Origin of the sequence: Vibrio sp. E14, from assembly GCF_020515785.1 — a bacterium.
Classification (GTDB): Bacteria; Pseudomonadota; Gammaproteobacteria; order Enterobacterales; family Vibrionaceae; genus Vibrio; species Vibrio diabolicus.
Genome location: NZ_JAHPJI010000001.1, coordinates 700,575 through 713,155 on the forward strand (window position 1 = coordinate 700,575; position 12,581 = coordinate 713,155).

General features: G+C 40.8%; 13 protein-coding genes and 1 pseudogene. 13 read left to right on the forward strand and 1 reads right to left on the reverse strand.

Translation table 11 applies throughout. From position 1 onward, the window contains the following. The first annotated feature begins 1 nt into the window (after position 1). The 12 genes and pseudogenes from LIX84_RS02935 (at position 2) to LIX84_RS02990 (ending at position 10,475) form a co-directional block, all read left to right on the forward strand. Positions 2-1,201: an AAA family ATPase gene (locus tag LIX84_RS02935; RefSeq protein WP_005445972.1), complete on the forward strand. Its 1,200-nt coding sequence runs from the start codon at positions 2-4 to the stop codon at positions 1,199-1,201. After that, positions 1,198-2,463 (forward strand): CpaF family protein, encoded by a 1,266-nt coding sequence (locus tag LIX84_RS02940; protein ID WP_005445970.1) that lies wholly within the window; start codon positions 1,198-1,200, stop codon positions 2,461-2,463. The genes LIX84_RS02935 and LIX84_RS02940 overlap by 4 nt, the downstream gene beginning before the upstream one ends. Then, on the forward strand, positions 2,460-3,374 hold the full coding sequence (locus LIX84_RS02945) for a type II secretion system F family protein (RefSeq protein WP_226420576.1): 915 nt from the start codon (positions 2,460-2,462) through the stop codon (positions 3,372-3,374). The genes LIX84_RS02940 and LIX84_RS02945 overlap by 4 nt, the downstream gene beginning before the upstream one ends. After that, the gene (locus tag LIX84_RS02950) at positions 3,374-4,240 is read left to right on the forward strand and encodes a type II secretion system F family protein (protein WP_226420577.1); all 867 of its coding nucleotides are present in this window, start codon (positions 3,374-3,376) and stop codon (positions 4,238-4,240) included. The genes LIX84_RS02945 and LIX84_RS02950 overlap by 1 nt, the downstream gene beginning before the upstream one ends. Continuing rightward, complete coding sequence (locus tag LIX84_RS02955; RefSeq protein WP_226420578.1) at positions 4,240-5,328, forward strand: pilus assembly protein TadD; 1,089 nt, start codon at positions 4,240-4,242, stop codon at positions 5,326-5,328. The genes LIX84_RS02950 and LIX84_RS02955 overlap by 1 nt, the downstream gene beginning before the upstream one ends. After that, positions 5,325-5,867 (forward strand): TadE family protein, encoded by a 543-nt coding sequence (locus tag LIX84_RS02960; protein WP_226420579.1) that lies wholly within the window; start codon positions 5,325-5,327, stop codon positions 5,865-5,867. The genes LIX84_RS02955 and LIX84_RS02960 overlap by 4 nt, the downstream gene beginning before the upstream one ends. Next, the gene (gene tadF, locus LIX84_RS02965) at positions 5,857-6,435 is read left to right on the forward strand and encodes a tight adherence pilus pseudopilin TadF (RefSeq protein WP_226420580.1); all 579 of its coding nucleotides are present in this window, start codon (positions 5,857-5,859) and stop codon (positions 6,433-6,435) included. The genes LIX84_RS02960 and tadF overlap by 11 nt, the downstream gene beginning before the upstream one ends. A 1-nt stretch (position 6,436) precedes the next feature. After that, a complete protein-coding gene (locus tag LIX84_RS02970; RefSeq protein ID WP_226420581.1) occupies positions 6,437-7,819 on the forward strand; it encodes a TadE/TadG family type IV pilus assembly protein in 1,383 nt (460 codons plus the stop codon). Position 7,820: 1 nt separating this feature from the next. Then, positions 7,821-8,384, forward strand: a complete 564-nt coding sequence (locus LIX84_RS02975; protein WP_226420582.1) for an OmpA family protein — start codon at positions 7,821-7,823, stop codon at positions 8,382-8,384. Positions 8,385-8,702: 318 nt separating this feature from the next. Beyond that, positions 8,703-9,245 carry a chromosome segregation ATPase gene (locus LIX84_RS02980; RefSeq protein ID WP_203342552.1) on the forward strand — a complete coding sequence of 181 codons (543 nt, stop codon included), beginning with the start codon at positions 8,703-8,705 and terminating at the stop codon, positions 9,243-9,245. Positions 9,246-9,247: 2 nt separating this feature from the next. Further along, positions 9,248-9,451 (forward strand): annotated as a pseudogene (locus LIX84_RS02985) (diguanylate cyclase domain-containing protein); the annotation flags it as partial. Positions 9,452-9,587: 136 nt separating this feature from the next. Continuing rightward, positions 9,588-10,475, forward strand: coding sequence for a LysR family transcriptional regulator (locus LIX84_RS02990; protein ID WP_226420583.1), 888 nt, complete (start codon positions 9,588-9,590; stop codon positions 10,473-10,475). On the opposite strand, the gene LIX84_RS02995 is transcribed toward LIX84_RS02990, so the two are convergent. Beyond that, entirely contained in the window at positions 10,472-11,080 is a 609-nt protein-coding gene (locus LIX84_RS02995; RefSeq protein WP_226420584.1) for a response regulator transcription factor, read from the reverse strand. The genes LIX84_RS02990 and LIX84_RS02995 overlap by 4 nt on opposite strands. Before the next feature lie 478 nt (positions 11,081-11,558). Between LIX84_RS02995 and LIX84_RS03000 the strand changes: the two genes are divergently transcribed. After that, entirely contained in the window at positions 11,559-12,539 is a 981-nt protein-coding gene (locus LIX84_RS03000; protein ID WP_025998672.1) for a chemotaxis protein, read from the forward strand. Positions 12,540-12,581: the final 42 nt, after the last annotated feature.

A 12,581-nucleotide genomic window follows, 5' to 3' on the forward strand; every position in this document is an offset into this window, starting at 1 on the left:
AATGGATTTAGATAACCTATTCAAAACGACTTCATCAAGCAAAGATAAGAAGAACAACACCATTGATCTGGTTGTTTCAGATGATTTGGCTTTTCTTCAAGCAATCGACGAGCTCTACGCAATCGAAGGTTTCGCTTCACCTTTAAAAGTCGACGATATTGATGACGAAAGTTGGCATAAAACTAACGCTGAAATAAAACATGTCATTCTTGACTTAAGAGCATGTGGCGAGTTGATTTCAGAAGTTGCGGAGATCTCTTCAAGATTAGACGTCAGTATTTCTCTTATTGTAGTGAGTAACATGGACTCAATACTGATGCGAGATAAAGTCTTGTCATTGGGTGCCAACTACATTCTTTGGGACCCTGAACTCGATGGTTTGTTAGGGGCGCTTAAAGAGTCAAGTGCTGCGACATTCTCACCAACAGTTAAGAAGAAGTCTCGCATTGCCAAGCGAGTCTTAATGCTTGGTAGCAAAGGTGGGGTGGGCGTGTCCACGATCAGTGCCTTTCTTTCACACAGTTTGAGTCAACAAGCTAATTTAAAAACCTTGCTTGTTGAGCATGACACCATCGCACTAAACTCAGACATATTTCTAGGCTTAAAAGGGCTAAAAGCGCAGCAAAACAGCATTGATTTGAACCAGTCTGAACTGGATGCCGCGATTGCTGGAAGCTATGTAAAACCCGTTAAAGATAAGCTCAACTTCCTCACATTAGAAAAGAACGTTGCTTGCTTGAGCGATCATGTAGATTCGTTGTTTCGCATCTCTAATGAACTGGTTGATCAGTACAACTTTATCATTGATTCCATGCCGCTCAGTGCGATTGATGAGTTGACAGCAGAAGACATCAGTGACCGATACAACCGTATTTTTATTGTTTGTGAACCTTCTGTGGCCTCACTAAGAGCGTACCACTCAATCAAGAAGAAGCTGGGTAAGTCTGAGCATCGAGTGATTTTCTCGATGACGCGATCTCAGAAGGACTACATGATGCCGCTTCAAGGGGCGAAAGAGAAAATCAAAGCCAAAGACGCGATTGATTTTGCTTATGAAGCCAATCTAGAGAAGCTCATTATTCAACAAGGCATTCAAAATACGGCAAAGCTTAAGTTTGCACCTGCCATTGCCAATATTGTGAATTCGTTGACGGGTAAAAAAGTCAAAGTGCAGAAAAAGTTCGCGTGGTTTAAGAAATGAATCACTTGAAAGAAGTTTATATTGAAATTCGAGATGAGATCTTTGACGCCTTAGATGCAGCCTCGTTAGTTGACGTTGAACCGTTGGAGCTTGAGAGCCAGCTAAAAGACTCCGTTAATATTCTTATTGAGAAGAAGCAACTTCAAATCAGTAGCTTAAAGCGTTTAGAGCTGGTTAAAGCACTGCTTGACGAGTTGAAAGGTCTTGGCCCCCTTCAAGCGTTGGTCGATAATGATGAAATCTCGGACATCATGATCAATGGTCCTTCGGACATCTTTATCGAATTGAACGGTAAGGTAGAAAAATCACCAATTCAGTTTGTTAACGAGAAACAGCTCAACACCATTGCTAAGCGTATTGCCTCAAATGTGGGGCGTCGAATTGATGAATCAAAACCGCTTTGTGATGCTCGTTTGGAAGATGGAAGTCGTGTAAACATTGTTATTCCGCCTCTTGCAATCGATGGGACATCCATTTCGATTCGTAAGTTCAAAGAGCAAAAAATCAAGCTAGAAAACTTGGTTCAGTTTGGCGCGCTATCGGTTGAAATGGCAAAACTGCTTTCGATTGCCAGCCATTGTAAGTGCAACATCCTTATCTCTGGGGGTACGGGTTCAGGTAAAACAACCCTGTTGAACGCATTGTCCGGTTTCATTGGTAGTGGTGAACGTATCGTTACCATTGAAGATGCGGCCGAACTTCAATTGCAGCAACCACACATTGTTCGATTGGAAACTCGTCAAGCAAGTGTTGAAGGGACGGGTGAAATCACTGCGCGAGACTTGGTGATCAACGCCCTGCGTATGCGACCAGATAGAATCATTGTTGGTGAGTGTCGTGGTGGTGAAGCGTTTGAAATGCTTCAAGCAATGAACACTGGTCACGATGGCTCAATGTCTACGCTCCACGCGAACACCCCTCGTGATGCGATTGCTCGTGTGGAGAGTATGGTAATGATGGCGACAGCCAGTCTACCGCTTGAGGCGATTCGTCGAACCATCGTGAGTGCGGTTGATCTGATAGTCCAAGTACGACGACTCCATGATGGAAGTCGTAAAATCTTGTTTATCAGTGAAATTGTTGGTCTCGAAGGTGACAACGTTGTTATGGAAGATATCTTCCGGTTTGAAAACAACGGAATGGGTGATGAAGGCAAAATCTCGGGCGAATTCCGAACGCCAGGTCTTTCTAAGCGCTCTGTAATTTATGAGCGAGCGAAGTTCTTTGGCTTGGATGGGGCGCTGCAGGAGCTGTTCTCATGATGTTGATTGTCATTTTGCTATGGGTTGTAATTGCGTTGTTTCTGTTTATTGGGCATTCGAAAAAACAGAAAGAAATCACATCGATCATTGAGCAATCTAATACGTTCGAGGGCGTTTCTGGCTCTCGAGCGGTTATCGATTCAGAAAGCTTTGATATCAGCTACCGAAAAAAGATTAAGGATAAATTTAAGCAGTTGAAAAAGCTGTTGAGTCCTAATGCAGGAATCAAATTAATTGGCTTTTTTGCGGGCTCTTCATTAGCGGTTTACTTCGTTAACGATTGGTTCTTCATGTTTGAGTATTGGAGAGTGTTGCTTGCTTTGGAGCCAATACTATTTGTGATGTTTATTCTCAAACTTAGTGGCATTCAAGCGCAGCGATTCAAGGATAACTTCCCGGATGCGCTGAACATTCTTTCTGGTGCGCTCTCCTCGGGTCAGAGTATTGTCCATGCGTTCGAATATGTGGGCACTCAGCTTGATAATGAAGTAGGCGAAGAGTTCAAGAAGATGTCAGAGCGCTTACTTATCGGTGAAGACCCAGATGATGTCTTGGCGCGAAGTGCTGCGTCGTTCCCTTATGTTGAGTACTTTTTCTTTGCGGCGACGATTCGAATCAACTTGAGTCGAGGTGGCCAACTAAAAGATGTCATTAACCGCATCAACCGAATCATGTTTGAAGCAAGGGCAATCGAGAAGAAGAAAAACGCACTGACGTCAGAGGCGCGTGCTTCAGCAAAAATCATCGCGGCTCTACCGGTAATCTTTATCATGATTTTGAAAGTAACCAGCCCTGAAAATTATAACTTCGTAATGTTTGAAGAAGGCGGGAAACCCATCTTTTATTACGTGCTGATCAGTGAAGCTATCGGATTCTTCTTTATCTATATGATATTAAGAGGAGTGAAGTAATGGTCGACATTAAATTCATCTTTTTAGCATTGGGGTTGTTTATTTCACTATCTGTCGCGTATTACTCGTTAAAAGTGTTTGATAAAACCAAAGCGAATATTTCGACAAAGAAGATCATTGACTCAACCCAAGAAAAGACGCCTTTTACCGATAAGTTGGCAGTACAACTTGCGCGTATGTCTTTTAATAAAGAAGAAACGAAAAACAACTTAGTTAGAGCAGGGATTCATAGTGATTTTATTGCGCAAGCTTATTATCTGCTGAAGATTATACCGCTGTTGTTTTGCTTAGCATTTATTGGTTATTCTTACATGCAGGGAGACATGGAATTTTCATCTGCGTTTATTTCATTCTCGCTTTCGATGCTTGTGTGTTTGATTGCGCCAGATATGTACATTTCATCGAAAGGGAATGCGAACGTTCGTCACGTCAGTAGTCGACTGCCTTTTTTGCTCGACTTGATGAACGTGTGTGTGCATACCGGAATGACGCTCGAAGCGAGCTTGGAATATCTATCGAACGAGCTAAAAACTGTCGATGAAAACCTGGCTTACGTTGTTAAAAAAACATCAGAACGAGCCAAAATTGTTGGTTTGGATCGAGCGCTTACTGAGTTCTATGATCTGGTTCCAACCACAGAAGCGCAAAGCTTTGTAATGACTCTTACTCAAAGCTTGAAGTACGGCTCATCAGTAGGTGCGGTATTAGCTTCCCTCGCTTCTGATATTCGAGAAATAAACATGCTCGATTTGGAAGAAAAAATAGGAAAGATGGGGGCAAAAATGTCCATACCAATGATCGCTTTTATCATGGTTCCTATTGTTGTTCTAATCGCAGCGCCAGGGATAATGAGGATGCTAGGATAATGAATGTAAAAAACTATATTTCCCTTTTTGTTTTACTGCTTTTAAGTGGTTGTTCTACTATCAATCAGGAATTAGTAACCAAAGAAAAACTACTAACTAATTCTGGGCAAACTGAACAACTGATCGAGTTTTATAAAGCAAATTTGGTTGAAGTTCCAAGCTATAAGATAAAACTGATCAATTTATATCTCGATAATAAAGACCAAAAGTCTGCCGAGTTATACATAAATACTCTTGAGAAGAAAGACCTCGAAGATCCAGAGATTATTTATATCTTAGCTAAGTTGGAATATCTAAAACGTAATTATGTCGCAAGTGAGCGCTATCTAGATGACTATTTAGAAAACGGTGGTCCGAAGGGAAATTATTATCTTTTAAAAGGCAAGATTTTAGCGCGTAAGAAAGACTACAACGGTGCAATCGCTAACTTCAATGACAGCAAGAAGAACGGCGCATTGGACCGAGAAGCGAATAACAATATCGCCGTCGTGATGATGTTGCAAGGTCGTCCGGAACCTGCGATGGAACTTCTATACAGCTTGTTTGCGGCTAATCCGAACGATGAAAAAGTCCGCTCAAATCTACTATTAGCTTCGACTCGGTCACACCGACCTGACGTGGCACTGGAAGTGTTAAAGCACGACAGCAGCGAACAAGAAGCGCGAGTCAAACTGAAAAAACTCATGCAGAGCGTTAAACCGCTTCCTAAAAAAGTAACGAAAACAGCTCCATCAAAGCAGGTCGCTAAAGTAAAGGAAAAGAAAAATATGGAAATGGAAACGAAATCAGTCGATTTGAAACCAAAGTACGTAGCGCGCTCAGTTCTAGATCCAAAAAACTTACGCCCTAAAGCACCTTCAATTTACCGAATTCAAGTTTTGGCAACCTATAAGGTGATTCCTTCGGACTACTTAAACTATCTAAAAGGCAACTATGGAAGTGTGTATTCCTACACGCACGGCTTATGGAAGCGCTACTGCATTGGTGAGTTCAGTGATATCAATGACGCAAAGAAATTTCTTGAAAATATGGATATCAAAGGTGCCTTTGTTGTTGATTACACGAAGAAAAGGTACGTCGAGCTATGATCAAGTTTCAAAAGGGAAGTTTGACTGTTGAGACCGCAATGGGCTTACCGATTTTATTAATGGTTCTGTTTACTTGGTTTGACTTGTCGGTTCTAACGTACTCAATGGGCGTGACGGATCATGCATTAACCACAGCAGTGATGAGCAGTAAAAAGCAAGGCAGCTCTCACAGTACTGAAAAAGTCGACTACCAAGACGTAATAAAAACCAAGCTTAAATCAAGTGGTGGTGCACTATGGTCAAAAGTTGTTGATCACTCAACGGTTTCGGCATCGGTTTATTACTTTAAAAACCTAACTGACTTTATCCATTGTAATCGCAGTGGAAAAGCGTTGAGTGAATGCCCAAACATCAAGAAAGGCGACACTGCTGAAAACTCAGTCAACATGCCAATTGCCATATACCAATTGAGCTTCACCTATCAGCCTCTGTTTAACTTTGTTATGCCAAGCATGAACATTAGTCGTGAGATGGTCGCGGTTCAGGAGTACGAGCGCTGCACGTTCAAGTTAGGAGAGGAGATCAGTTGTGGTAACTAAGTCAAAGCAAACCGGTGCTTTTATTGTTGAGCTTGCATTGGTCTTACTCTTTTTTGGCTCCATTATTGCCATGCATATCAACTACACCATCGCCGTTAATAAAAAAGGGCAGTTGGATAGGGTGGTGTATTCGATCGTCAGTGTTATTAGTGAACGCCGACAGTTGTTTGCCAATGAACTTGATATTTGCGGCGCAGGAGGTAAGCAGTGCGAGACACACATGAACAATTCGTTCGATATGGCGAAAGGCATGTTGAAACGCACACTACCAGATTTTGACGAAAATGAGCTGGGGATGCGAGTCTTAGAGCTATCTTTGATTGATAAAGATAAGAAGCTTGTTAGAACCACCGCCTTAAAGGGCATGACGGCGGGGTGTAATTTTCCGGAGCTAGAGGACATTACAGTGGAAAAAGCAACAAAACTATTGCCTTTGACCACGCAGAAACGACGCCTTCCTCTTTATCACGTGTCTCTTTGCTACAAAACGCCGTTTAACATTATCGGTCTTATGAGCGGTGAGCCGATCAAAGTAGTGACCAGTTCCTATTCATTTGCAAGGATTTAATATGAATCGCTTCACTAAGCAAAAAGGGGTTGCTGGGATCATATTTCTTTCGTTTCTCCCTATATTAATCATCACTTTCTCGTTTTCTGTTGGCTATACGCAACGTTTGCTTGCGCACTCAAAAATAGAAGAGGCGGCTGAAGTTGCAAGTCTTGCCTTGATTGCAAGTCCGGGCAAAGACAATCAAGAAGACAAAGACTATGCGCAGAGAATTGTTGACTTATATATTACCGACAATATTAGCGACATTCAGATCAATGTATCGACCAAGAAGTGTGAGTACAAAGACGGTTGTGTTCAGAAAGCCAATGAGTTATCGCCATTTGCAGACTTCACCGTGGTTGCCACCTCTGAGCATGATTCATGGATTTCACATAATGAAATCGGCGTAGAGCCAAAATTCAAAGTGTCTGGCGACTCGATCACCCGGAAATACTTACCTCAACCGGTGGATATCTACTTCATACTGGATACCAGTCAATCGATGAGTAACCTGTGGTATGGGCAAAACAACAAAACTCAGATGCAGGTGGTGAAGGAAACGATCACCAAGGTTGTCGAAGATTTGAAGGACTTCAAAACCGGTGAGAATAAGAAGAGTCGCGTTGCCTTGTTGACTTACAACGCCTACAACGTGAAATACGATAAAAAGGATCGCAGACTAAAATTCTACGACTATGCAAGTGAGTTTTCTCACACAGAAGCATCTTTCCAAAGCATTGTCGATGATATGTTTGACCAGTCTGTGGATGAACAAAACGTGTACCACTCTAGTTATTATAATCAGGCACGAGATATTCCAATAACAGACAACTATCAGGACTTTATCAATATATTGAATTCCAACAAGGTAATGCCTGCAAGAGGGGGCGGTACCGACTCTTGGTTAGGCTTGATTGCAGCAGCGAAAGAAGCGGACAAAGTGAAGAAAGAAGATCGTAACCCGGAGCAGGTATTTATCTTCCTTTCTGATGGTGCAGATACAGACGTACGATTCCCTGACCATCTCCATAGAAATAGTACGTATAGAAACAAATACGATGTAGTCACAAAAAGTTATCGAGACAGTTATGGTTATATTCAGTATCAACAAGTTTACGACAAGTTCTTAAAGTCATTAGTGCGTGAACACAACCTTTGTGAACAGCTCAAGAAAAGAATTTCTAGCAAAGAAAATAAGTTTCAAAGTGAACACGCGAAGTTAGAAGGTGAAAAAACAAAAGTCACTATGGGCGTTATAGGTGTTAACTACAACGTACAAAAAGACGATGGGTTCGGTGATTGTGTTGGCGAGAAAAATATTTATCACGCAAAAAATGGTAAAGATGTCTACAAATACATATTAAATCTGATTAACGAAGAGACAGGACGATTAAAAGATTAAAATGAAAAAATTATTATCAATCGCGATTATTTTTACCTCAAATGTCGCACTCGCTAATTGTATTAATCATGATGAAAACTACGTGAGCTCCAAAATTCTTAAAAGTTCCGAAACCAAAGTCACTCAGGTTGTTGGTAAGTTAGCGGTGACGGTAAATGAAGAACGTTCTATTGTACAGGATAAGAGAGTAGTTAAGGTTGAGGGGGCGAATGCGACCGACAGCTGCACCTTTGATAAGAACTCGATGTCGTTGATCCTCAACTATGATACTGATAAATACCTTTTAACAGATGCTCACAAACAAGCGATTTCACAATACTTGGAACTGGTTGACGAGGGTACTCGTGTTCTTGTTGAGGGGCATACTGATGAGGTCGGTTCTCAATCTTATAACAAAGGCTTGTCTGCTCGTCGCGCGAATGCCGCAACAACATACCTGAAACAAGGGTTAGGTCTAGGCAACAGGATTGTTGAAAAAGCATTCGGTGAGTCTGCGCCGATTTGTAAGGTAAATGAAAACAAAGTATCTGGCTGTAACCGTCGAGTTGTACTGACTATAGAGTAATGTGCAATCCACTAGTTGCTGTCGTGATTTTAATATTTATGTGCTCAATTTTATGTGGTGTTTAAACGTCTTTGCTGATTTTTAGATGGCGTCGAAATAGGTTGGAAATACTAAACGACATCTAAATTATAAACAAAGATTAGAGTGGGTAGAGCGATAAATACTAGCGATATATTAAATATGAGCCCTATTTTTGGCTCAAAGTTTTCTTATTTTAATTGAAGATGATTTAATGTGGTGAGTATAAGTTCTACTTTAATATCACATAGATTAATTTTTAGATATAGAACATTTTTTACAATATTTGCGGATTGATAAATGAAGCTTAATTATGTTTTACAAATGCTAATTTTGTTTTTAGGAAACTCTTGTTATTCTTATGGTAAAGTAGAAAATCTAAGTATGAGTGAACAACTGGAGGTATATGTATATAACACACGTATAATTAAGGATACGTCGGATTCTTTAGTCGGGATAGACTTAGATAGAAATAGTATTCGTGATGACGTTGATAAAGCTATCGGTTATCTTTCGGTAAGCGAGGTTGATAAAGAATTTGTTTCTCGCTATGTAAAGTACGCAACAAAAATACTGGAATATAATTTCAAATTAGATAGGTTGGAAAATAAACTAGTTGCGGATGAGCTTTACAAAGAGCATATATATATTAAAAAATGTTATAAGGAGTCTGGCGTTGATGGCAAGGAACTATATGACTCAATAAATGCTTTAAATGTCTTAATTTTTAATACAGAAACTAGGATAATGGCTTACCTCTACTATGAGAAGTACTTAGATATAAGGCAAACTTACATGGGGGTAAGCTATGATTGTAAAAATAGTAATTTCTATCAAATATGATTATTTTGCCCGGATGCAGCATGAGCAAAGCTTCCATGTTAGCGAAAAAGCTCCGTGGCGTTGTTAAACACAATCGTTTAAATACATTAGATATAGAGATCAGTGTTAGTACTGGTGTTGCTGTGCGCGAAGAGGATGAAACGCTGCAAGAGGTGATCGTGAGAGCAGATGAAGAGTTATATGAAATGAAAAAACAGCGTGTTTGAGGACAACAATACATAACCATGACATAACTGTTTGATAAATTTGACCAAGCAGTACCCTTGGTCTTTTATATTATTCGAGCAATGCATAATGCTCCTTTGATTGCTGATTAGCATAAGACCCAACTGGTACTGTATCGTGAACAAAGACCTTGATCTAAACCTATTAAAAATACTGGTTCTGTTAGAAAAGCATCGTCAGCTTAAACCCGTAGCGAAAGCCTTGGGTAAGAGTGAGGCGTCGGTCAGTAAATATCTTGCTCGCTTACGCATCCAACTTGGTGATGAACTATTCATTCGTCACCCACATCATTTAGAGCCCACCAACTTTCTGATGCGTCAGTTACCCAAAATTGCAGATGCATTAGATAACTTAGAAACATGCTTAGTTCGATCAGAATTCAAACCAGAAAAATACAGTAAGGATATAACGGTCTGTTTACCCCAAACGGCTCAGTACTCATTTGGACACTTGTTGGCGATGGATTTAATGACGCTGTTTCCTAAAGCTCATATTACTGTCGCAACCATCACGGAATATACGGTGGACGAAATCCTTTTAGGCAAAGTGGATGCCCAGCTTCATTACTTCAATGATGAATTGCCAAAATCTATCCATCAGAAATTTATTGGCTACGCGCCTGCTGTGGTTGTTGTTCCGGAAGAGCTTGAGATCACCACTCTTGAAGAGGCTGCCAAACTGCCATTTATTATGCTTGAAATTATCGGTTGGAAAGAGAAAGAGCAGCTTGCAAAACGAGCAATGGAGAATCACGGTATGGTGATCAATCGAATTGCAGCGCTAGATAACGTGAGCAGTGTGCTAAAGCTGCTCAAACAAAAAAAGGCGGCGACGGTTTTTCTGGAGTATCAGGCGCCAATCGAAGGATACCGTTTTATTCGTATTCCTGAATCTTATTACCCCAACGGCTGGCCAAAGGTTGTACTTCAGATGAAGCAAAGCCATCGTCACGACGCAATGCATCAGATATTAACCGATGCCATTGCAAAATATATGAAGAACTAACGATCGTATTGAATGTTTTCAGCGCTTGGGATCGTATGCAGTAATTCAATCAATGAATCTGCATGGTATTTTTTCAAAATACGAGTTTTGTAAGTGCTGATGGTTTTAGCGCTGAGCGATAGTTGTTCTGAAATACGTTTATTTGAATAGCCCTGAGCTAAGTAGTCGAACACCATGGCTTCGCGATTGGATAGCGTGACATCACCAGTAGAAGGAGCGTGAGTAGACTTAAACATAGAGTACCCACGTGAGACACTCACAATCGCGTCAGCAATAGCTTCTTTTGTCTCGTTTTTATTCAAGAAACCATGAGCTCCCATCTCGTAAGCCGCTTTAGAAAGGCTGGAATAGTCGCGTGAAGAAATGAAAAGTAATTTACCTTGATAGCCCGTTGCTAAAATATTCTTCGCCAAACGCATACCATCTCGATCAGCAAGGACAACGTCTAGAATAATAAAATCAATTTTTGTATTTCGAACTAAGTCCATTACTTCTGCGCTGTCTTTCGACTGAATGACTTCGGCTGTGTTGATTACGCTCTCAACAAGAGAAGTCAGTGCTTCGCTGTAAAGTGGTTGGTCATCAATGATAAGAACATTATTCAAATGGAGCCTCACTACTATCCGAACTGTCATACCGCCCAACGCAATATGATTGTATTAAGAGGGATTGTAGGAAAAACCTTGCTGGTGGAAAGTAAAATGACATTTTCTATAATTGAAATTCACTGAGCACAATTGAATAAGATACTGTCGAATACGCCAATACACGAGGGATTTCATATGTGTGGGAATAGTGATAGGCCAACGAAAAACATCAATATTAACCCTAAACTTTTTATCGAAATGGCCGCTAAAAGTGGGAAGGTAAGGTCGCACTAAGTTAACTCATGTTATCCTGTTCAAAAATGAGACATTTTTTCACAGTTTGATATGGAAATGTGCGTTGGCCGTCCTTTTGGTGGTTTACAAACTTTGTTGTAACGACTAAAAAGGATGCTTGGATTTTTAGCCTGAGAATGGCTTCTCATGGCGTTTGCATCAAACTTTTTCTGATGCGTATTTTGGTTGGATAATTGGCTTTATGAGTAACGTAACCAGCACCATTTTGACAGAAAGTGGTACCAATGAGCTTGAAATCATCGAGTTTCATTTAGAAAAAACATTGCCGGATGGCAGCACAAAAACTTGTTATTACGGCATCAACGTTGCGAAAGTACGAGAAGTGATTCGCGTACCAGAGACAACCGATTATCCAAACGCACAACCTCACATGATCGGGGTGTTTTCGTCCAGAGATGTATTGACGCCTTTAGTAGATTTAGCTGGTTGGTTAGGTGTACCAACACGCCAGGACCTAGAGCGTAAGTTTGTTATCGTTACTGATTTCAACAAAATGACCAATGGCTTTCTGATTGATAGTATTTCACGTATTCATCGTATCTCTTGGAATGATGTGGAATCACCAAGTCAGTTTTTGGAAGCGGGCGAACAAGATTGTGTAGTGGCCGTTGTTCGCAAAGAAGGCAACCTGATCATGATTCTCGACTTTGAAAAAATCATCGCGGATATTAACCCAGAACTGAGTATGGAAAAGTACGATGTGAAAGGGGACAAGTCGGTGGATCTCAACCAGAGAATGGTCGGTAAGCGTAATGCTAAAACGATCATGGTGGTGGATGACTCAGCATTTATTCGCTCTTTGATCCAAGATACATTAGCTTCTTCAGGTTACAATGTGATCACATGTAAAGACGGTGGTGAGGCGCATGAGAAGTTGATGAGCTTGATCGAGGTCGCGAAAGAAGAAAACTTGCCAGTTAAAGAGCTATTAGATGCGGTGGTTACGGACGTAGAAATGCCTCGAATGGATGGTATGCACTTAGTGAAGAGACTACGCGATACCGAAGCGTTTCATGAAATGCCGATCATTATGTTCTCGTCATTGATGAGTGAGGATAACCGAGCGAAAGCACTGTCTCTTGGCGCAAATGATACGATTACCAAGCCAGAGATTGGCCGTATGGTGAATATGATGGATAAATACGTGTTTAACTTTGCGTAAACAAACCCGATAAGATTAAAAATAAGGCTGCCGATGGGCAGC

Coding starts and splice junctions, on each gene's coding strand:
- LIX84_RS02950 (WP_226420577.1), top strand. CDS start 3,374: ATGGTCGACATTAAATTCATCTTTTTAGCATTGGGGTTGTTTATTTCA.
- LIX84_RS02945 (WP_226420576.1), top strand. CDS start 2,460: ATGATGTTGATTGTCATTTTGCTATGGGTTGTAATTGCGTTGTTTCTG.
- LIX84_RS02955 (WP_226420578.1), top strand. CDS start 4,240: ATGAATGTAAAAAACTATATTTCCCTTTTTGTTTTACTGCTTTTAAGT.
- LIX84_RS02975 (WP_226420582.1), top strand. CDS start 7,821: ATGAAAAAATTATTATCAATCGCGATTATTTTTACCTCAAATGTCGCA.
- LIX84_RS02935 (WP_005445972.1), top strand. CDS start 2: ATGGATTTAGATAACCTATTCAAAACGACTTCATCAAGCAAAGATAAG.
- LIX84_RS03000 (WP_025998672.1), top strand. CDS start 11,559: ATGAGTAACGTAACCAGCACCATTTTGACAGAAAGTGGTACCAATGAG.
- LIX84_RS02960 (WP_226420579.1), top strand. CDS start 5,325: ATGATCAAGTTTCAAAAGGGAAGTTTGACTGTTGAGACCGCAATGGGC.
- LIX84_RS02980 (WP_203342552.1), top strand. CDS start 8,703: ATGAAGCTTAATTATGTTTTACAAATGCTAATTTTGTTTTTAGGAAAC.
- LIX84_RS02970 (WP_226420581.1), top strand. CDS start 6,437: ATGAATCGCTTCACTAAGCAAAAAGGGGTTGCTGGGATCATATTTCTT.
- LIX84_RS02940 (WP_005445970.1), top strand. CDS start 1,198: ATGAATCACTTGAAAGAAGTTTATATTGAAATTCGAGATGAGATCTTT.